Source organism: Flavobacterium soli DSM 19725, from assembly GCF_000422705.1.
Classification (GTDB): domain Bacteria; phylum Bacteroidota; class Bacteroidia; order Flavobacteriales; family Flavobacteriaceae; genus Flavobacterium; species Flavobacterium soli.
Window position 1 is genome coordinate 26,535 of sequence record NZ_AUGO01000001.1, and the last position, 21,486, is coordinate 48,020.

General features: G+C 35.1%; 20 protein-coding genes and 2 tRNA genes. 11 read left to right on the forward strand and 11 right to left on the reverse strand.

From position 1 onward, the window contains the following. Positions 1–5: 5 nt before the first annotated feature. A complete protein-coding gene (locus tag G508_RS0100110; RefSeq protein ID WP_026703415.1) occupies positions 6–764 on the forward strand; it encodes a LytR/AlgR family response regulator transcription factor in 759 nt (252 codons plus the stop codon). Between the two features lie 37 nt (positions 765–801). Here G508_RS0100110 and G508_RS0100115 read toward each other — a convergent pair. Beyond that, a tRNA-Leu gene (locus G508_RS0100115) sits at positions 802–886 on the reverse strand. A 113-nt stretch (positions 887–999) separates the two neighbouring features. On the opposite strand from G508_RS0100115, the gene G508_RS0100120 reads away from it, so the two are divergent. The 6 genes from G508_RS0100120 to G508_RS0100140 all read left to right on the forward strand — a co-directional run bounded on the left by G508_RS0100120 (position 1,000) and on the right by G508_RS0100140 (position 6,430). Beyond that, complete coding sequence (locus tag G508_RS0100120) at positions 1,000–2,388, forward strand: dipeptidase (protein ID WP_026703416.1); 1,389 nt, start codon at positions 1,000–1,002, stop codon at positions 2,386–2,388. A 289-nt stretch (positions 2,389–2,677) separates the two neighbouring features. Next, complete coding sequence (locus G508_RS0100125) at positions 2,678–3,091, forward strand: hypothetical protein (protein WP_026703417.1); 414 nt, start codon at positions 2,678–2,680, stop codon at positions 3,089–3,091. A 12-nt stretch (positions 3,092–3,103) separates the two neighbouring features. Beyond that, complete coding sequence (locus tag G508_RS0100130; RefSeq protein ID WP_026703418.1) at positions 3,104–3,475, forward strand: BlaI/MecI/CopY family transcriptional regulator; 372 nt, start codon at positions 3,104–3,106, stop codon at positions 3,473–3,475. Next, positions 3,472–5,181, forward strand: a complete 1,710-nt coding sequence (locus G508_RS19355; protein ID WP_051197367.1) for a M56 family metallopeptidase — start codon at positions 3,472–3,474, stop codon at positions 5,179–5,181. Before G508_RS0100130 ends, G508_RS19355 begins: the two co-directional genes overlap by 4 nt. Next, positions 5,182–5,319, forward strand: coding sequence for a hypothetical protein (locus G508_RS19920; RefSeq protein WP_157485842.1), 138 nt, complete (start codon positions 5,182–5,184; stop codon positions 5,317–5,319). 10 nt (positions 5,320–5,329) lie between these two features. Further along, positions 5,330–6,430: a DUF4407 domain-containing protein gene (locus tag G508_RS0100140; RefSeq protein ID WP_026703419.1), complete on the forward strand. Its 1,101-nt coding sequence runs from the start codon at positions 5,330–5,332 to the stop codon at positions 6,428–6,430. Positions 6,431–6,550: 120 nt separating this feature from the next. On the opposite strand, the gene G508_RS0100145 is transcribed toward G508_RS0100140, so the two are convergent. The 5 genes from G508_RS0100145 to ruvC all read right to left on the reverse strand — a co-directional run bounded on the left by G508_RS0100145 (position 6,551) and on the right by ruvC (position 10,424). Continuing rightward, entirely contained in the window at positions 6,551–7,300 is a 750-nt protein-coding gene (locus tag G508_RS0100145) for a PH domain-containing protein (protein WP_026703420.1), read from the reverse strand. 62 nt (positions 7,301–7,362) lie between these two features. Beyond that, positions 7,363–7,734, reverse strand: a complete 372-nt coding sequence (locus tag G508_RS0100150) for an MmcQ/YjbR family DNA-binding protein (protein ID WP_026703421.1) — start codon at positions 7,732–7,734, stop codon at positions 7,363–7,365. A 54-nt stretch (positions 7,735–7,788) separates the two neighbouring features. Next, complete coding sequence (locus tag G508_RS0100155; protein ID WP_026703422.1) at positions 7,789–8,544, reverse strand: cyclase family protein; 756 nt, start codon at positions 8,542–8,544, stop codon at positions 7,789–7,791. 107 nt (positions 8,545–8,651) lie between these two features. Then, positions 8,652–9,803 (reverse strand): radical SAM family heme chaperone HemW, encoded by a 1,152-nt coding sequence (hemW, locus tag G508_RS0100160; RefSeq protein ID WP_026703423.1) that lies wholly within the window; start codon positions 9,801–9,803, stop codon positions 8,652–8,654. Between the two features lie 66 nt (positions 9,804–9,869). Next, entirely contained in the window at positions 9,870–10,424 is a 555-nt protein-coding gene (ruvC, locus tag G508_RS0100165) for a crossover junction endodeoxyribonuclease RuvC (RefSeq protein ID WP_026703424.1), read from the reverse strand. A gap of 50 nt (positions 10,425–10,474) precedes the next feature. On the opposite strand from ruvC, the gene G508_RS0100170 reads away from it, so the two are divergent. Further along, positions 10,475–11,401, forward strand: a complete 927-nt coding sequence (locus tag G508_RS0100170) for a lysylphosphatidylglycerol synthase transmembrane domain-containing protein (RefSeq protein ID WP_026703425.1) — start codon at positions 10,475–10,477, stop codon at positions 11,399–11,401. Then, entirely contained in the window at positions 11,389–12,510 is a 1,122-nt protein-coding gene (locus tag G508_RS0100175) for a glycosyltransferase family 2 protein (RefSeq protein WP_026703426.1), read from the forward strand. Before G508_RS0100170 ends, G508_RS0100175 begins: the two co-directional genes overlap by 13 nt. A 226-nt stretch (positions 12,511–12,736) precedes the next feature. On the opposite strand, the gene G508_RS0100185 is transcribed toward G508_RS0100175, so the two are convergent. Further along, complete coding sequence (locus G508_RS0100185; RefSeq protein ID WP_026703427.1) at positions 12,737–13,216, reverse strand: hypothetical protein; 480 nt, start codon at positions 13,214–13,216, stop codon at positions 12,737–12,739. A gap of 82 nt (positions 13,217–13,298) precedes the next feature. On the opposite strand from G508_RS0100185, the gene G508_RS0100190 reads away from it, so the two are divergent. Next, entirely contained in the window at positions 13,299–13,799 is a 501-nt protein-coding gene (locus G508_RS0100190; RefSeq protein ID WP_026703428.1) for a DUF456 domain-containing protein, read from the forward strand. Between the two features lie 7 nt (positions 13,800–13,806). On the opposite strand, the gene G508_RS0100195 is transcribed toward G508_RS0100190, so the two are convergent. Then, positions 13,807–15,579 carry a tetratricopeptide repeat protein gene (locus G508_RS0100195; RefSeq protein ID WP_026703429.1) on the reverse strand — a complete coding sequence of 591 codons (1,773 nt, stop codon included), beginning with the start codon at positions 15,577–15,579 and terminating at the stop codon, positions 13,807–13,809. 363 nt (positions 15,580–15,942) lie between these two features. Between G508_RS0100195 and G508_RS0100200 the strand changes: the two genes are divergently transcribed. Continuing rightward, a complete protein-coding gene (locus G508_RS0100200; RefSeq protein ID WP_026703430.1) occupies positions 15,943–19,347 on the forward strand; it encodes a T9SS-dependent choice-of-anchor J family protein in 3,405 nt (1,134 codons plus the stop codon). Positions 19,348–19,729: 382 nt separating this feature from the next. Here the strand turns inward: G508_RS0100200 and G508_RS0100205 are convergent. The 3 genes from G508_RS0100205 to trxA all read right to left on the reverse strand — a co-directional run bounded on the left by G508_RS0100205 (position 19,730) and on the right by trxA (position 21,402). After that, positions 19,730–19,803, reverse strand: a tRNA-Asp gene (locus tag G508_RS0100205). An 86-nt stretch (positions 19,804–19,889) separates the two neighbouring features. Continuing rightward, on the reverse strand, positions 19,890–20,816 hold the full coding sequence (locus tag G508_RS0100215; RefSeq protein ID WP_026703431.1) for a DUF58 domain-containing protein: 927 nt from the start codon (positions 20,814–20,816) through the stop codon (positions 19,890–19,892). A 265-nt stretch (positions 20,817–21,081) separates the two neighbouring features. After that, entirely contained in the window at positions 21,082–21,402 is a 321-nt protein-coding gene (gene trxA / locus G508_RS0100225; RefSeq protein WP_026703432.1) for a thioredoxin, read from the reverse strand. Positions 21,403–21,486 lie beyond the last annotated feature (84 nt).

Below are 21,486 nucleotides of genomic sequence, written 5' to 3' on the forward strand. Positions count from 1 at the left end.
AAACAATGAAAGCCTTAATTATTGAAGACGAAAATCATAATGCCGAAATCATTCGGAATCATATACAGAAATTTGACAGCAAGATTACGATTATTGCCCATTTAAAAAGCAATCAGGAAATCATGGAATGGTTTAAAACAAATAATCAGGTGGATGTGGTTTTTTCAGATATTGAACTGCTTGATGGTACTGTTTTTTCTTCATTAAAAGAAAACATAATTAGTTGCCCAATTATTTTTACAACAGCCTACAATACGTTCTATCAGGAAGCTTTTGACACAAATGGCATCGGATATTTGTTGAAACCTATAAGCTACAATCGTTTTGCCGAAGCGATGCAAAAATTTCTTAACCTGAAAAAACAAGAAGAAAACCACGTCAATTGGAATGCATTGGCGGTTTCATTGCTACAAAATCAAGCAAAGAACTACAAGGAAAGAATTGTCATTAAAAATAATGATGGAATTTTAATCTTAAACACAATAGAAATCGCTGCAATTCTAGCCGAATCTGGAAAATGTTTTGCCATTGATGCAAACGGAAGGGAACATGCTTTCAAAGCTACCATCAGCGAATTGGTACAAGAACTAAATCCAGCTGCTTTTTTTCAGATCAATCGAGGCGAAATCATCAACATCAATTTTATTTCAAAAATCGAAAACTATTTCAACGACCGATTAGCCATTCAAATAAAAAACCATAAAACACGACTGATAACCAGCACTTCAGCAACAGCTGAATTCAAACGATGGATCAATCAATAAAATTGAAATAAAAAAAGCTTCTCGTTTGAGAAGCTTTTGGTGCGGATAATAGGACTCGAACCTACACGCCTTGCGGCACCAGATCCTAAGTCTGGCATGTCTACCAATTTCACCATATCCGCTAAAATTGTGAGTGCAAATATAAATATAATTATGAATTCTGAAGTATAAATTATGAATTTTTTTAAAATATTTTTTTAGTATTTTTGAAGATATTAAAATACACAAACAACAAATGGATACTATAAAAGACTACGTTCAAAAAAACAAGGAGCGTTTCCTGAACGAACTTATTGATTTACTGAAGATTCCGTCCGTAAGTGCAGATTCTGCCTATTCTCAAGATGTTATCGACACTGCAAATGCTGTTAAGGTTAGCCTTGAAAAAGCAGGCTGTGATTTTGTAGAAATCTGTGATACTCCAGGTTACCCAATCGTTTATGGCGAAAAAATAATCGACCCAAACCTTCCAACGGTGCTGGTTTATGGACATTATGATGTGCAACCACCAGATCCATTAGAACTTTGGACTTCTCCTCCATTTGAACCTGTAATCAAAAAAACAGAGTTACATCCCGAAGGTGCAATTTTCGCCCGTGGCGCTTGTGACGACAAGGGTCAGATGTATATGCACGTGAAAGCATTGGAATATATGGTGCAAACCAACAATCTTCCTTGCAACGTGAAATTCATGATTGAAGGCGAAGAAGAAGTAGGTTCAGCAAGCTTGAGCTGGTTCGTAGAAAGAAACCAAGAGAAATTGAAGAATGATGTAATTTTGATTTCAGACACCGGAATGATTTCCAACACACAGCCTTCCATTACGACAGGTTTGCGTGGTTTGAGCTATGTAGAAGTAGAAGTTACCGGTCCAAATCGTGACTTGCATTCGGGTTTATACGGAGGAGCCGTTGCCAATCCAATCAACGTTTTGGCTAAGATGATTGCTTCCCTACACGACGAAAACAATCATATTACCATTCCTGGATTTTACGATAAAGTTGAAGAACTTTCGGATGCTGAAAGAGCCGAAATGGCAAAAGCACCTTTCTCTTTGGATGCCTATAAAAAAGCTTTAGACCTAAATGACATCTACGGAGAAAAAGGTTATACAACTAACGAAAGAAACTCTATCCGACCTACTTTAGACGTAAACGGAATCTGGGGTGGTTATACTGGAGAAGGTGCCAAAACGGTTATCGCAAGCAAGGCTTTCGCTAAAATTTCGATGCGTTTGGTTCCGAATCAGGATTGGAATGAGATTACTGAATTGTTTAAAAAACACTTCGAAAGCATTGCTCCAAGTGGTGTAACCGTAAAAGTAAAACCGCATCACGGAGGTCAGGGTTATGTGACGCCAATTGATAGCATCGGTTATCAAGCCGCAGCAAAAGCCTATAACGAAAGTTTTGGAGTACAACCCATCCCGGTTCGCTCAGGAGGGAGTATTCCAATCGTGGCTTTGTTCGAAAAAGAATTGAAATCAAAAACAATTTTGATGGGATTCGGTTTGGACAGCGATGCGATTCACTCGCCAAACGAACATTTCGGAGTATTCAATTATTTGAAAGGAATTGAAACCATTCCGTTGTTTTACAAATACTTTGTGGAATTGAGTAAATAATTTCAACCTAAAATACCCAAATCCGTTTATTCTTAATTGAGTAAACGGATTTTTTTATTTGGGCGTTCCCCGATTTAGAACGATACAGCAAAAACAGAACCTTATAGGAAAATCGGGTCGGGCTTTTCGTTCCCAATCTTTTTCTTTTTAAAGAAAAAAGAAAAAGGATTTCCACTTCAATCCCTAACGCAATCAATATACCGAGACAAAACTGTTAAATTTTACCTCTACATTTGTAGAATTAAAATATTATTCTACATTTGTAGAAGCAACTCTGTTTTTGTAGAATATGAAAAATATAATTTATTTACTTCTCCTTTTTTTAATGCTTTCAAGCTGCAAAATCAACCGCTATAAGAATGGTGAAAAAACAGGTCGTTGGGTCTATAGAGATACTTTCATGACGATAATATCCGAATCAAAAGGAAGATATAAAAAAGGAATGCAAGTAGGAATTTGGAAAGATTATATTGGTAAAGAATTAACAACCAAACGAAAATACAAAGACAGCATTTGCTACACAACAGAATATCATAAAAATGGAAAAGTTAGAGCCATTGGGATTTCCAAAATGATAATCGACAGCACGACAATCCATTGGTTCTTATCAGATGAATGGAAATTTTATGACAGCGATGGCGTACTTCTTGGAACAAAAATCTACAAAAAAGGCGAACCAATTCTTGAAACTTACACCGAATAAAAAAATATAAAAATGCAATTATCAAATTCAGAAGAACAATTGATGCAACACCTTTGGAAACTCGAAAAAGCCTTTATGAAAGACTTGCTCGAAGCATTTCCAGAGCCAAAACCTGCCACGACAACGGTTGCAACACTTTTAAAAAGAATGATCGACAAGAAATTTGTGGCCTACAACGAATTTGGAAACTCTAGGGAATATTATCCGTTGGTCAAAAAAACGGATTATTTCTCGAAACACGTCAACGGATTGATCAAGAATTTCTTCAACAATTCGGCTTCCCAATTTGCTTCTTTCTTTACGACCGAAACCGATTTATCGGCTTCGGAACTGGAAGAACTCCAAAAAATTATCAACAAGGAACTTCAAAAAAAGAAAAAATGACCGACTTCCTTTTAAAATCGACACTTTGCTTGGGATTGCTTTTTGCAGTTTATTTCTTCTTGTTGGAGAAGGAAAAGATGCACCATTTCAATCGGTTTTACCTGTTGTTTAGCTTGGTGTTTTCAATGGTAATACCGTTTATTTCTTTTGAAATTTATGTAGAAACGATTGAAGTTATCCAACAAAACACCATTCAGGCATTTCCTGTTTCATCTGTAATAATTGAAGAGGAAACAAATTATTTACCTTTAATTCTGTGGAGTATTTACGTTTTGATTACAACAATTTTAGTGCTCCGTTTTAGTATCAATCTGATAAAAATCCAGCGAAAAATAAATTCAAATATTAAAGAAGTTTATCAAAATTCAACCTTGGTTTTATTGGACGAAAAAGTATTGCCACATACTTTTCTAAACTACATTCTTATCAACAAGGACGATTATGAAAACAGGAAAATAGAAGATGAACTATTCACACATGAATTAACCCACGTTCGGCAAAAACATACATTGGATATCTTGTTTATCGAAATACTGAAAACCATCTTTTGGTTCAATCCGATATTGATGTTTTACAAAAAAGCAATCCAACTCAACCACGAATTTCTAGCCGATGAAAAAGTGGTGAAATCCTATAACAATGTTCCGTTTTACCAAAATCTATTATTGGAAAAAGCATCTTGGAACAACACCTTTTACTTGGCCAGTAACTTGAATTTTTTAGTAACCAAAAAAAGATTAATTATGATGACAAAAAGCACGTCAGCAAAAATAATGCTCTTAAAAAAAGTAGCATTGTTGCCTTTATTTACAGGACTTATGTATTTTATTTGTGTAGAAACTGTAGCCCAACAAAAGATTGAGACTATAAACCAGGAATCAAAGATTTCTGACAAGACAAAAGACGCTTATTTTGCCGGAGTTCGAATCAAAGTCTACAAAAATGCTAGTAAAACCAAAACAGGAACTATTCGCGACGAAATCATATTGGACAAACTTTATGAAGAATTGACTCCAGAAGAAAAAGAAAAATATAAAATGTGGTTGCATATTCCGAAACCCTTTCAAAAGAAATCTCCCACCAAGAAAGAACTTGATGATTATAAAAACAGTGTGAAATTTGCAATCTGGATAGATGGGAAAAATGTTCCTAATTCGGATTTAAACAAATATAAGCATGAAGATATTGCTTATTTCTCAGGAAGTAGTGTGCTAAAAAATGCACGAACAAAGAAACATCCACAACCTTTTCAGTTTTGGTTTTACACCCATTCCTATTTCGATAAAAATGAAATGGGCAAACAGCAAGAAAAATATGAAAGTGATTTGATTGAGATTTTTGAAAATTATAACGACAGAAAAGGCAATAAGCAAACCGTTGTTAATCTTAAAAAATCTGACGTTTACAGCAATGTGGAAAAAAAGCCAACCTTTCAAGGCGGACTTGAAAAATTCTATGAATTTATTGGACAAAATTTTAAAGTTCCAGATGTCAAAAATCTTGAAGGCAAATTAATCACTGAGTTTATTGTAGAGACTGACGGAAGCCTTTCTGAAATTAAAGTTCTCAAAGACATAGGTCATGGAACAGCAGAAGAAGCCATCCGTGTACTCAAAAGCAGTCCTAAATGGAATCCGGGAGAACAAGACGGAAAACCAGTTCGAGTTATGTATTCGCTTCCAATTTCAATAACAACAGGCAAATAAATGATTTCGAGTCCACTCCTAACCGAGTGGATTTTTTATTTAAAGCAAAACAAACCAGCCGATTATACCATAATTAAAAAATTGGCGTTACTTTTGTATATCATCAATCATCATCGCTGGAACACGTTTTCAGTTTAAATCAATCATCATGTTAAAACAATTCTTTATCCTATGTTCGGGAGCCGATAAAAAGCTTCTCGAAAATTGCTCAGAAGGCGAACAAACCAAATTCGCCGGTATTGGAGCAACGGTTTTCTTCACTGCCGTTATGGCTTTTATCGCCAGTGCTTATGCCCTATTTACGGTTTTCGACAGCGTTTATCCCGCTATTGGTTTTGGACTAGTTTGGGGTTTACTGATTTTTAATCTCGACCGTTTTATCGTATCAACTATTCGAAAAAGGGATTCTTTTTGGCGCGAATTGCTTCAGGCAACACCTAGGATTGCTTTGGCAGTTATTATTGCGATTGTAATTTCAAAGCCATTGGAAATTAAGATTTTCGAAAAGGAGATCAACACCGTTTTATTGAAAGAAAAAAATGCAATGGCCTTGAATAATAAAAAGGAAGTGGCTAATTACTTCAAATCGGATTTGGATAAAAACAAAGCCCAGGTTGATAGCTTAAAATCGGAAATTGCAAAGAAAGAAAAGGAAGTCAACACTTTATATGAAACCTATATTACCGAAGCCGAAGGAACTGCTGGAACTAAAAAACTAGGAAAAGGTCCTGTCTTTAAAGAGAAAATCGCAAAACATGATTTGGCAAAAGCCGAACTCGACACGTTACGCAAAAACAATCTGGCCAAAATTGCCGAAGCCGAAAAATCCTCCAAGACACTTCAAACTGATTTGGACAAAAAAGTATCCGAAACTCAACCTATAATCGATGGTTTCGATGGATTAATGGCAAGAATCAATGCTTTGAATAAGTTGCCATGGTTGCCTTCTTTCTTTATCATGCTTTTATTCTTGGCTATTGAAACTTCTCCAATTATTGCCAAATTATTATCTCCAAAAGGAGAATATGATTTCAAGTTAGAGGATTTAGAAACCGCCTTGAAAGCAACCCTCAATCAAGACAAATACCAACGTGAATTATTGGTAAAAACGAGTGCTTCAATGCATGATAAGGTGTATGAAGATATTGCTTCGGATAAAGAATTATTTAACTTGCAAAGAAGTAAAGCAAAGGAATTATTGGAATTACAGGCTAATAATTTTGTAGAAAAACAGAAGAAGACTTTTTAGATAAGGCAAAAGTAATTAGCCAAAAGGCAAAAGCTAATTACGATATAGATAAAAAAGCGGAAGACATTTATTATCTTCCGCTTTTTGCTTTTGCCTTTTGGCTATTTTCTATTCACTAATTTACATATAACTCAAAATCTCCTTTTTCAAGCTATCATATTCACCTTGCATGATCAATCCGTTGTCGAGTAATTTTTTATAATTCTGGAGCTTTTCAAACAATTCGTCTTGTGAAAGGTCTTTCATCGCTCGTTCTTTTGAAGCAGGTGTGTCATCTGGAAATTGCTTCTCATCTCGATAACCTGATTGCGAAACTGGAATAATTTCGGCAAAATCCGTCACTTCTTCCGTTTCGATTTCTTCGACAACTTCTGGCTCTTCGGCTAAAGCAACAACTTCTTCAGCAATTTCTTCTTGCTCTACAACCTCCGCTTTTGGTTCTTCATAAACAGTTTCCGCAGTTACAGGAGCTACTCCATTCTTCAAAATATCCAACTGCTCTTTGGCAAAAGTATAAATCTTTCTTGCCTGAATTTTCGGGATATAATCAATAGAAATAGTCAAATCGGTTTTAGTAGAAAATGAAAATTCTGACCCAAGAATATTTTCTTTTACGAAAGTTCCTGAAATATCATCCCAAGTATAATCTGTAAAATCCATCGACAAACCTAAGTTTTTAGGCTTGCAGATAATGATTCTTTTATTGGTTAAAACGATGCTATCTGGAAAAACCGTTACTGGCTTTTTTTGAACGCCAATGTATCCGACTTCCTCATTTTTCATCAATAAATCCGTCAATTTAGAAGTGATTTTCTCAATCGCTTTGGGATCTTGTTCCTCGTTTAAAAACTTTTTTATATGTTCGTTCATGTAATTAAGGTGCTAAGTCACTGAGTGGCTAAGTTACTAAGTTTATGGTACAAAAATAACATCTAATTTTCTAATTCAGATAGTTCCTTTTGCAGTTTTTTCGTTAAACTTTTGAAAACCAAATCATAGGAATGATCAATTAATTCCCTCACCATTTTATCCGAAACATCGCCGTTTAAAGCAATAGTATTCCAATGAATTTTGCTCATGTGATAGCCCGGCTTGATGTCATTATAGTCTGCCCGAAGTTCTTCCGCACGTTCAGGATCGCATTTTAAATTGATGGAAGGCGTTCCTTTTTCCCATTGAGACAAGGATGAAAGTGCAAACATTTTTCCGCCAACCTTAAAGACCAAAGTATCTTCATCAAACGGAAAATGTTCGGTAACGGCTTTTTTAGAAAGGCAAAATTCGAAATATTGTTGAATGTTCATTTTTTTTGATTGAAAGATTAAAAATTGAAGGATTGAAAGATTTCTTGTTTGAGCTTAAAGAATTTGATACAAAATAGGTTTCGACGGCGAAGCATCGTTTTCAAACGAAGCAATTTGCAGGTTCAATAAATAGCTTCCGTCTTGAATTTCATCTTTCACAAAAATCATTTCGCTAATGGTGCAATCTAATCTTGCATCTTCATTCAAACTATTGACATCCTTCACGTTCCAAAAGGCTTTGTGGGCCAATAATTTCCCTTCATCGTGTTCCTTGTCCACACTTGGCAAATCAATCAAAAGGTGTTTTATCCCGCTTTCGCGTATGAATTCCGAAGCTTTTTCATCCAAATAAGGCGGATTGGTGTTGGAATATTTTCTTGAAAGTTTCTCCTTTTCATTGGGCAAAGTCCTGATGACGATTGCTTCTGGCGTTTTTCCGTTCAAAGCTTTCTCAATTTGCTTTTTTGTGATGATAAAATCTTCTTCTTGTAGTTCTGGCTCTACCGAAACCAATTCTGCCAAGAAAAAAAACGTTTTCAAGCTTTGATTGATGCTGTAAAATTCCTTGGTAATATGTCCCAAACATTCCGTATGGGTTCCATGACCGTGCGGATTGAAAAATATATTATTGAAATTGGTTGATGATTTTCTCTCCGAAACCTTCCCTACCCAATCCCCAAAAACTACGGGTTCGATTACCGGTTTATCAATATACCAAGCAATTGGGTTTTTATCTGTGTTGGACAAAGTGATGGAAATATCGAGGGGCTTTGAAAAATCTACTTTGAAAGTATTGAAATTTGCTATCATTTTTTTTGCTCTTTTTACCACAAAGCTCACGAAGGTTTCACTATTCCGAAACTTCGGGACAAAAAGTTTTGTGAACCTTGTGCCTTCTTTGTGTCTTTGTGTTTAAACTACTCCAAATTTATCAAAAATAAATCGGAAGCAATTCCATCAGCCAAAAACTTTCCTTTCTTAGTCGTTTTCAACACATTATTTTCAATCGAAAGTAAATCGTCCGAAATAAATTTTTGAGATTGTTTCAACAGATAATCCAAGTATTTTTCTCCAAATTCTTTTTCTATTCTTTCCAGCGAAATTCCCCAAATCGTTCGCAAACCAGTCATAACATATTCGTTGTATCGGTCGGTTTGGGTAAGAATCTCTTTTTCAGATAGCAATTTATTTTCTTTCAAAGATTTTAAATAGATGATGTTATTAGCAATATTCCAACTTCTGGAAATCCCGTCATAACTATGAGCCGAAGGTCCGATTCCCAAATACTTTTTACCCAACCAATAAGCCGAATTGTTTTTTGAAAAATAATTTTCCTTCCCGAAATTCGAAAGTTCATAATGAATAAAGCCATTTTCCTGCAAAGTATCAACCAAAATCTGAAAATGCTCTTGAGCCACATCGTCTTTCGGTTCGGCTATTTTTCCAGTTTGAATTAGTTTTTTCAAGGCTGTTTTCGGTTCAACTGTCAAAGCATAACTTGAAATATGTGGGATATCAAAACTCAAGGCAATTTCGATGTTTTTTTTCCATTTTTCATTACTCATGCCCGGCATTCCATAAATCAAATCAATAGAAATATTGTCGAAATATCGGGTTGCGATTTCCAATGATTTTTTGGCTTCCGCCGAATTATGAGCCCTGTTCATCAGCTGCAAATCATCTTCAAAAAACGATTGGACTCCGATGCTTAATCGATTTATTGGAGAGTTTGCCAACTCGATGATTTTCTCTTCTGATAAATCATCTGGATTCGCTTCAAGCGTTATTTCTGGATGTTCTGCAACTTTGAAATTTTGACAAACCGAATCAATCAAGAATTGAATTTCTTTAATGGCCAATACTGAAGGCGTTCCGCCTCCAAAATAAATGGTTTCAACTATATGATTGTCATTTTGAGCGGAGTCGAGAAGCTCATTTTTTCGCATCTGGATTTCTTTGGCCAAAGCCAAAACTATCTCCTCTTTCCGCTTCATTGAAGTCGAAAAATGGAAATCGCAATAGTGGCAAGCCTGTTTGCAAAAAGGGATATGGATGTAGATTCCTGACATTTCTTTAGTGGCCAGTATTCAGTGGTCAGTGGTCAGAACTGCATACTGAACACCGAAAACTGAAGACTATTTTTTTACGCGTTCTTCATTTTGTTTCACAAAAGCATCCCAACCCGAATAACTTTTAGTTCCAACGACTTTTCCTGAATTGAAAAAATGACAAACCGCAGCCGCCAAACCATCAGTACTATCTAGGTTTTTAGGTAATTCCTTTAAACCTAAAAGCTGCTGAAGCATTTTGGCGACCTGCTCTTTTGAAGCATTTCCGTTTCCGGTAATCGCCATTTTTATTTTTTTGGGTTCATATTCAGTAATCGGAATCTGGCGTGAAAGGCCGGCTGCCATTGCAATACCTTGGGCTCTTCCCAATTTTAGCATCGACTGCACGTTTTTACCAAAAAAGGGGGCTTCAATTGCAATTTCATCTGGATGATGGGTGTCGATCAATTCGATTGTCCGTTCAAAAATGACTTTCAATTTCATATAATGATCGTCATATTTGTTCAAAATCAATTCATTCAATTGAATAAATTCCATCTTTTTGTTGATGACTTTTATCAATCCAAAACCCATTATTGCCGTTCCAGGATCAATTCCTAATATGATACGTTCGTTTGCCAATTTTTTAGTTTAAAGTTTGAAGTTTAAAAGTTTAAATGTTCCTTTGCCAAATGTTTTCAATTCCTCACAAAGCTAAGCAATTCCTCACGTTTCTGATCAAACTTTTGATTGTTGGCGGTGCTTTTTATTTTATTTATGACCAACTGGCAAACAACGAACAATTGGATTGGAATAAATTCTTGGAATTGCTCGAACGTAAAAAATCTTTTTGGGGTATTTTATTTATACTTTCCTTCAGCTTTTTTAATCGTTTTTTTGAGATTTTGAAATGGCAGAATTTAGCTCAAGTGATTGAAAAAATCTCGCTTGGAAAAGCAACCGAACAGGTTTTAGCAGCTTTAACTGCAGGACTTTTTACTCCAAACGGAATTGGCGAATATGCTGGAAAAGCACTTTATTTTCCCAAAAAAAATACGGGCGAAATAGTTTTCTTGAACTTAATTTGCAACGGCATTCAAATGATTTTGAGTGTGCTTTTTGGAACAATTGGGTTATGGATTTTAGGTTTTGGAAAATGGGTTTTGGTGATTCTTGGAATTTTTTGCTTCTTGTTTCTTGCTTCTTTTCTCTTTAAAAAAATAAAGATTAAAGGCTATTCTTTAGATAAATTATTTAAGAAGATTAATGAAATTCCGAAAACCATTCATCAAAAAAATATCTTTCTAGCGATTTGCAGATACTTGATTTTTTCGCATCAGTATTATTTTTTATTTCTGGCTTTTGATGTCGATTTGCCTTATTGGACTTTAATGGCAACCATTACTGCTGTTTATTTCTTGGCTTCGTCATTGCCTACTTTTCAGTTTTTAGACTTTGCCGTAAAAGGAAGTGTTGCGGTTTATTTCTTCGGGAATTTAGGCGTTAACGAATGGATTGTAGTTTTTATCAGTACCTTGATGTGGTTTCTGAATGTGGTACTTCCGGTTTTTATTGGCAGTTTTTATGTGTTTAAATTCAAGTCGAAATGGAAATCTTAAGTGTTTTATTTTTTGCTATTCTACTCATTTATTCGATTTTCATCGTATGGATTTCCTATGGATTCAATAAAATCAACCTTTTTGAAAAACTCGATGTAAAGCCCATTACAAAATTTTCAGTTATTGTTCCCTTCAGAAATGAAGCCGAGAATCTTCCGGGATTATTATATTCTTTTTCGCAATTGAATTATCCGAGAGAACACTTTGAAATAGTTTTTATAAATGACAATTCAGATGATGATTCGGTTGCTGTTCTTGAAAATTTCACCGCCTTGAGTTTTTCTTATCAGATTATAAACAACGAAAGAAAATCGAATTCTCCGAAGAAAGATGCTATTTCAACGGCAATACGTTTTGCCGAAAACGATTGGATTATCACAACAGATGCGGATTGTTTTATTCATCCTGATTGGCTTTCAACGTTCGATAATTTTATTCAAAAAACCAATTGCGAGATGATTGCTGGAGCTGTTTCTTATGATGCTGAAGGTTCGTTTTTGCATCAATTTCAGCAGATGGATTTGATGAGTCTTCAAGGTGCTACGATTGGAACTTTTGGAATTGGAAAACCTTTTATGTGCAATGGTGCAAATTTCGGATATACCAAAAAAATGTTTGCAGATTTAGATGGTTTTGAAGGAAATAATGGTATTGCAAGTGGCGATGATGTTTTTTTACTGCAAAAAGCAATTCGGCAGTTTCCTGAAAAAGTGCAGTATTTGAAAGCCTTTTCTGCGATTGTTTTTACAAAACCCTTGAACGATTGGAAATCTTTATTTTACCAAAGGGTTCGCTGGGCTTCAAAATCTTCTTCGTATGAAAATGGCTTTGGAAAAATGCTGGCATTGATTGTTTTTGCAGGAAACCTAGCAATTGTGGTGTCTTTTTTCTTGACTCTTTTTTCTTTTTTCTCGTTTTGGAATTGGTATCTTTTGTTTGCCCTGAAAATATTTGTTGACTTTTTATTGTTGTACCAGACGGGAAAATTCATTCAGCCGAGAATAGTTAGGCATTTTGTTTTTAGCAATTTGTTGTATCCTTTTTTTAGTAGTGCTGTCGCTTTTTATTCTTTGTTTGGAAAATATGAATGGAAAGGGAGGAGATTTTAGATTGCAGATTTTAGATTTTAGATTTGAATCTGTTTGAGGAGTTTCTTTGAAGCACTACTACCCTAGCCCTGATTGCAATGGAAAGCCCGGAATTTGAAAAGTTTATTTTTCCTGACAGAAAAGAGCGACTAGCGGTCCCGAAGCTTCGGGACCTTTTATGGCTTTGGAAAAATTACTTTTTCAAATGAGGACTTGAAATGGAAAGCAGGATTAGCTCCTCAAAAAACTACTCGACTTCGAGAATAACTGGCAAGATAAATTGCGTTTTTACTGGAATTCCTCTTTTTAGAGCTGGATTTATTTTGGGGAAATCGACCAATCTCGCATGAAGGATACTATCAATTTTTACCTTGTCGTAGGTTAAGGAATCGGTTGGAAATTGTGGCTCGAATTTGAGCGTGGCATCTGGAAAAACGGTTACTTTTACTTCTATCGTATCCAATTCCGGGTATAAAATCGAGAGTGTATCGATACTCAATTTCTCTTGAATTTTAGCCGTCAAAAAATCGAAAAAACATTGTTGACGTTGGGTTTTATCCTGAATTTGTTCGCATTCATTGATGGATGGCAATTCATCGACTTCATTCCAATTGATGGCCTTCAATTCCTTTTGCAACAGCTCTTCTTTTGACGGCACTTGCTTGTCGAAATATTGGCAGGAATTGATGAAAATCAAGATTGGAAGTAAAAAAAATGTTTTTCTCATCGCTACTTTACGTGAACAAATAGTTTATTTTAGTGGTTTAAAGATACTATTATAATTTTTCAAATGTACTAAAATTTAAATTATGGACACTTTACTGTTGGTTTTAGGCTTTGTTTGTATGATTATTGGCATTTTAGGAAGCTTTCTGCCCGTTTTGCCTGGGCCACCAATAAGTTGGGTTGGTTTACTGCTTTTGTATTTTACTGAAGCCGTAGAAATGAATTATTGGGTTTTGGGTATCACGCTTTTTGTTGCTGTTTTCGTGGCGATTTTGGATTATGTGATTCCGGCAAAGGGCACGAAACGTTTTGGCGGAAGCAGTTATGGTGTTTGGGGAACGAATATTGGCTTGATTGTGGGGATTTTGGCACCAATTCCGTTTGGGTTTATTATTGGTCCGTTTGTTGGAGCTTTTGTAGGCGAACTGATTTATAATTCTAAAGATCATAAACGTGCTTTGAAAGCGGCAACTGGTTCTTTTATTGGCTTTTTGGCTTCTACTTTTATGAAGTTTGTGGTGTGTATGATTTACTTTGGATTGTTTGTTTCGATTGTTTGGAACCACAAATCAGTGCTGTTTTAGAACTGTTTTATAAATTAATCAGAAATGCAATAAGGTTTTCTTCTGTTTCAATGTCCAGTTTTTTTCTCAATCTGAATCGTGCCATATTGATACTTTTTATGGATTGATGTGTGATGGCTGAGATTTCTTTTGTGGACATATTCAATCGTAGAAATGCACATATTTTTATTTCATTTGGGGTAAGATCCGGGTACATCTTATTGAGATTTTCGTAGAAAGCAGAGTGTACTTCCTTGAATCGGATTTCGAATTCGTCCCAAATCTTATTGGAGGAATTTTGTTTCAACTCATTGATAATTTGCTGAACGACACTTTGATTTTCTTTGTTTAACTCCGGCTTCAAATCCATTAATTTTTTTCCGATGGAAATGATAAACTCATTCTTTTCGAGCACATAAATCATTTTTGAAGCGAGTTCCTTCTTTTTATATTCGATATCTTGATCAAGGGTTGCTTTTTCTAATTCGAGTTTTTCCTTCGTTAGCATGACCTTTGCTGTTTTTACTTTTTGATTTCGATACATCAAAATCATAATTATAATTCCTAAAACAGTAAAGATTGAAATCCCTAAATAAATCAGCTTTGTTCTTTTATTTTCGGCTTGTTCTTTAACTTCCTCAATTGCTTTTGCTCTTAAAATATCATCAAATTGATATTGCATTTTGAGCTGTATGATTTTCTTCAAATCATATTCCTCATTATATTCTTCACTGTATTTTATGTATATTTTATTATAATGAAGAGCCGAATCTATTCGGTTTTTTTTGTCAAAAATCTTGCTTAAAATTTTTGCATTTTCGTAGATGTTTTTCTTATAAGAATTTGAATAAGAAAACTTTAATGATTTATGAGCGAAATCAATAGCCTTGTCCATTTCATTTTTATTGTAGGCTAATTCTGCTGCTGTATAATAGACTTTTGCCTTGTAGAATGAAATTGGCCCACGATATTTACTGTTCTTATTTTCATTTTCATTGATCACTTTTATCGCAGCGTTTATATATTCCTGAACTTTGTCATATTTTTTTTCTGCCAGATAAATTTCAGCAAGAGAATGATAGGTAGAAACAATATCCTCCCAATTTCCGTTAGACGAAAAGCTTTCAATCACCTGAAGATACCCCTTGATAGCCTGATCGTTTTCTCCAAGTTTACTATAAATATTCGAAATATTTGATAAGGCCAGAGCCGCATTATACTCATCATCTTGCTCTGAAAATTTCTTGTATGCGGTATTAAAATATTCTTTTGCATCTTTATAATCTTCGATGTCAAAATAGAGGTTTCCGAGATTATTGTACAAATGTGGGATAACCTCAACAAGGTCGTTACTTTTTGCAATATCCAGACATTCATAATAAAGTGTGAGTGCCTTGGTATAATTATTTTGCACCAACTCGATATTTGCAATAATCATTTTTGTCTTGCAGAAATCGAGAATATTTTCTTCCTTTTTTAAATATTTGGTATAAATGAGGTAATATTGCTTGGCCTCATTAAATTGATTCTTTTCGATATAATAATCGCCTAAAATTGCTGCATTTTCAGCTGCTATTTCTTGATTATTGCTTTCTACTGAAGTTTCATATCCTTTTTTCGCATAATAAATCGCCGAATCAATTTGAGTGGATTTGTATGCTTTTGCCAGATTCAAAAATAAAATTTCTTTTGCAGTAGCTGATTTTGGAACCTGATTTACAATTTTCAAAATACTATCCTTCTTACTCTCTTGAGAGAAAGCAAAAGTTTGCAAAAAAAACAATACAATTATTAATCGCATAGAATAGTGTTTTCAGATATTGTAGGGTTAAATCGTATCAAAAGTAAAATATAATCGAAAACAAATCATTTTTTTAGGATTAAAATTAAATAATTGTAGTTTTTGTTTTGCAAATATATTTTTTCAAAACCATTTTTCTTACTGATTTATACTTATAAAATGCATCAGAAAAAACAACTCAAACTATTGAAAAACAATTAATTAAACTATTTTGTAGTAGTAATGTTTCCGTTTCTTTTCTTGATGTAGATTTATTGTGACTTCTAAATAAAGTAAACAAGCAACACGACTTCCTATTTTTGGCTGCGGAAATTCTATTTGTTTCCAAAATTTAAAAAAACAAACCTAAATTAAACCGGAATTATGAAATCAAAAAACTACTTTTTCATTTTTATGATTTACCTCACGATTGTTTGCAGCAGTTCAAATCTGTATGCTGTAACTTTTGGTAAAACCTTCAATGAAAACAACTTTACTTGTGATGATGTTTCACAAATTATTGTCCCTATAGTATCGGTTAATAGCGCTACCGTGACTTGGACTTCTGGCACTACTGGAAATACTTGGGATATTGCTGTTGGACTTTCTGTAACAACTGATCCTTCAACACTTGAATATATCAATTCAAGCACTACAACAAAGGAAATAATCGACTTGCTACCTGGAACACAATACAAAGTTTGGGTTCGGTCGGTTTGTGAAGTTGGCGGAAATGGAGAATGGATTGGGCCAATTCTTTTCACTACAGATTGCTTGCCGATAGCTAATTTCAATGAGAATTTCGATACTACGGTTATACCTAATTTACCTGTCTGTTGGAATAAAATACTTAGAGGAGAAAATCTTTCTATTGGTGCGAAAATCCAAACCGTTTCGTATAATTCGTTTTCTGCTCCAAATGTCATAGAAATTACCAATTGGGGCTCTACTGGTGAATATGATATCATTTTGGTTAGTCCAAATTTATCCAATCTGACTGCAGGAACACATCGTTTGCGTTTCACATCCAAAGGAATCGCAACATTGCAAGTTGGAACTCTTTCTACCAATACAGCACAGGGTGTTTTTAGTGTGTTTCAAGATGTAACCTCAACTTTGGGTGTAACAGAGTTTGTTATAGATTTTGATACGTATGCAGGCTCTGATACACATATCGCTATTCGCTTGAACGAAACTGTTGCAGATAATTTTATTTTTTTGGATAATTTTATTTGGGAACCAATTCCTCCATGTACAGATGTTGCTAACATTAGCGTTACTTCAACCACACCAAATACTGCCAATATTGAGTGGATTCCAGGTACAGGTGAAAGCTCTTGGGATATTGCAATTGGTGCATCGACCGATACAGATCCTTCCTTACTACCTTATGAAAACACATCCGAAACGAGCAACTTTACCGCCACTGATTTAGAAATTTCGACATCCTACAAAGTTTGGGTACGTTCGGTTTGCGAAGGAGGGATTAATGGATTATGGATTGGACCTGTAAACTTCACAACCGACTGTAATGCTGTAGCTACTTTTAATCAAAATTTTGATAATGTAACCGTGCCAAATTTACCTTCTTGCTGGACCAAAATAGTGAGAGGCGATGGTATAACTGCTGGTGCAAAAGTAGAAACTTCTTCTTCCATCATCATTTCAGGAGAAAATTCGGTAAACCTCTTTAGAAGTGCTTCGACGGGAGACTTTGACATTATTTTAGTTTCATCAAACTTATCTTCTTTGGGAACAGGAAATTATAGACTAAGATTCTTTGCTAAATTTGCCAGCAATGTAGAAGTGGGTACATTAAATAGCAATACAAATGTTGCCACTTTTAATCTCATTGAAACCGTAACTACTATAAATGGTTTAGCAGAATACATAGTTGATTTTTCTGATTATGAAGGTACGGATCACTATATCGGTTTCAGAATTCCTACTATTTCTCCTTTGTATGAAACAATTAGTCTTGATAATATTATTTGGGAACCAATACCTGAATGCTCTGAAGTTACAGCAGTAAATGTTCCTCTAGTAACTCATGACACTGCAATTATAGATTGGACTTCTTCGGAATCTTCTTGGGAGATTGCTTATGGTGCAACTACAGTAAATGATCCTTCAACCTTAACTCCAATAGAAGCTTCAGAGTCGCCATTTGAATTGACAGAATTGTATGCGGCAACAACCTATAAAGTTTGGGTTCGATCTGTTTGCGACAACAGTAATGGAGCTTGGGTAGGCCCTGTGCTATTCACAACAGAATGTATGCCTGTTGGAACATTTATTCAAAATTTTGATACAACAACCACTCCAATATTACCTATTTGCTGGTCTAAAATACTAAGAGGCAATGGTTTGTCTCAATTTGCTTATATTGAAACCAGTTCCAGCAACAACTCGCTCTTTCCAAATTTCACAGCACCAAATCACATTCAAATGAATGCCCAAGGATCGGAACCATCGGCAGACATTATACTTGTTTCCTCGAAAGTTAGCACACTTTCATTAGGAAATCATCGATTAAAATTTGACAGTTTCTATCCTGGTTCACTTCAAATTGGCACACTAGATGGAAATACCAATGCTGCTACATTTACACCTTTGCAAACAGTGGAGTCAGGTGGTTTCACAGGATCATCACTTGTAATTAATTTCTCTTCCTACACAGGATCTGACACCTATATCGGAATCCGTCTTGTCCCTGACCAGAACATTCTCCCTTCTGTAAATTTAGACAATATCGTATGGGAACCAATTCCAAGCTGTCCAGATGTTACCGCGATAACGGTTCCAAATGTTAGCCAAAATGGAGCAACTATTTCATGGATAGCTGGAGGTGATGAAGATGCGTGGCAAGTTGCTGTTGGCGAAGATGATGTCACCGATCCAAATACACTTACTGCCGAAACATCTTTAGAGACGACTTTAATTGTTGATGAATTAACGGCTTCAACTAGCTATAAAGTTTGGGTGCGTTCGGTTTGTACAGACGAAAACGGAGGCTGGATCGGACCAATTCTGTTCGTAACTCCATGTATCGCTTCTGATGTACCTTATTCAGAAGATTTTCAATCGGTATCCGTTCCAGAGTTGCCACTTTGCACTTCGTCACAAGTAACCTATGTGGGAAGTAATAGCTGGGTGACACATAATGGAGCTTCAAGTTGGGGATTCCCAACAAAAGCTTTACGCTATTATGATTCGATGGATACTGCAAATGCTTGGTTTTTCACGAGGGCCATTAATTTAGTAGAAGGACAAAACTATACGATAACCTACAAAAAAGGAACCAATTCTAATTTTTCATGGACAGGTGGAAATTTAAAGGTATTGTATGGCACTTCTCCTTCAGCATCAGCGATGACTACAACTTTGGCTGACCATGTGGGCTTTTATGGGACTGGAGTAACCGAAAACATCTCGTTTACCGTACCTACTTCAGGAATCTATTATTTCTGCTTTAATGTATATTCGAATGCTTATTCAAGTTCTGTCTTTCTTGATGACATTGTTATTGACACCGACCTTAGCATTAATGAGAATATTTGGGAAGAATTAAGTTTATACCCAAACCCTGTGGATGATGTTTTGAATATTTCTCATACTGAAAACATGAGTACTGTTATGCTGTACAATGTTTTAGGTCAACAAGTAGTAGCCAAAGAAATCAATGCCGAGAAAGCAAAAATTGACCTCTCTGGATTGGCAAAAGGAACTTATTTAGCAAGAATAACATCAAACAACACAACGAAAACAATAAAAATACTTAAAAACTAATAACTCGGTTACTTATTAGGTTTGTTTCTTAAAAACAGTTGCAGGATTCCTTCCTGTAGCTGTTTTTTCATTTTTGAGTAAACGAAGTTTGACAAAATCTCTTTTAAGATAAATTTAAAGACTTTAATTAGCCTTTTTTAAGAAATCCCAGACTTTATAGTATTTGCGAGGAAAATATCTTTAAATGAAGAATTTTGATCTAAAAGCAATAAGAAAATGTGATTGTGTCTAAATCAAAAAAGCCATCCACAAAAGTGGAAAGCTTTTCATTGGTCTAACTACTAAACCTGCCCATTTCTGAGCAAAACAACACAACTAGCTTTAGATACCTTTATTGGGCAAAAAAGGTTTTCATTTCTGAAAACCTTCTTACTCAATTTAGCGGTCTGGACGGGACTCGAACCCGCGACCCCATGCGTGACAGGCATGTATTCTAACCAACTGAACTACCAAACCTCTGCTTTATTGCGGTTGCAAAGATACTACAGAATTTGACTTCTGCAAGTGTTTCTGCAAAAAAAATTAAACTTTTTTTCACGTTTTTATCCAAACGATTGTTTTTCAACTAAATATGTGGTTAAAATTTTTTCGAAATTTTCTCCAACATTTACCGGGACATACCTGATTTTGTTTTGTGCACAAGTCAAGGCCAATTTTTTGAAATAGCTTTCTACTTGTTTTTCATATTCTACTTTTACGTTGTCGGCAAAAATATTGACCTCATCACCTGTTTCGATGTCGATAAATTTTCGTGGAGCATTATCAAAATCGAAATTAAGCTCCGTTTTGCTGTCAATCACATGAAAGAGCACAACTTTATGCTTATTATGTTTTAAGTGCTGTAATGCATTAAAAAGTGCTTCCTCATTGCCTGATTGAAACATGTCTGTAAAAAGAATTATCATCGAACGGCGGTGCATCTTCTCAGCAATTTGATGCAGAAACGTGATCGTGTCCGTGTTTTTTGTTTCTATTTTATTGTCTATCAGGTTTTCTAGCTTGTTGAGCAACATTCTATGATGACGGTCGCTTCCTTTTTCGGGAGCATAATATTCGTATTTATCCGAATAAACACTTAGTCCTACCGCATCTCTTTGTTTTTTGAGCAGATTCATCAATACGGCAGAAGCCAAAACTGAGAAACCAATTTTATTTTGATAGAAAGGTTCGTCGCTCTTTAGTTTTGGATAATGCATCGAAGATGAATTATCGATAATCAGATGACAGCGGAGGTTGGTTTCTTCTTCGTAGCGTTTTGTGTATAAACGGTCGGTTTTGGCGAAGAGTTTCCAATCGATGTGTTTGGTACTTTCGCCAGAATTATAAACTTTATGTTCGGCAAATTCTGCTGAGAATCCATGGAATGGCGATTTGTGCATTCCGGAGATGAAGCCTTCTACGACTTGATTGGCTAACAGCTCGAGGTGCTGAAAGCTGGATATCTTTTGTATTTGTGATTCGATGTTCATACTTCAAAGATAAGAATTTAAAGATTGAAGGATTTAAAGATTTAGAAATTTGAGGTTGGAATTTGGGTTTTAGGTTTGGTTTTGGAATTTATAATTGGCCATTTAGCCCTGACAGGGGGGAAAATCCTTTTATTTTTTTTCTTTAAAAAAATAAAAGATTTGGAAGGATGGCAGGAACATGGATTCCTTTATAGCCCGAGTGTTTTGCTCCAAATAAAAAAGGCTTGACTCTCGCCAAACCTTCTTTATATTGAGTGCTTTGTGATTATGACAACAAAGCGTCGATAGCATCTGTATAAGCTTTTTTAGGAGCTACACCAACTTGACGTCCTACTACTTCTCCGTTTTGGAAAACCAATACTGTTGGAATGTTTCTAACGCCATATTTTGCTGCAAATTCTTGGTTTGCATCAACGTCAACTTTACCAACTGTTGCTTTTCCTTCATATTCAGTTGCGATTTCGTCGATAACTGGTCCAACCATTCTACATGGTCCACACCAAGCTGCCCAAAAATCTACTACTACTGGTTTTTCTGATTTCAATACTACTTCGTCAAAAGTAGCATCTGTTATTGCTAATGCCATATTTTTATTTATTAGTTTAATTTATTGTACAAAATTACTGTTTTTATCTTTAATGTTTTGTTAAATGCAAATCAGTTTTGATTA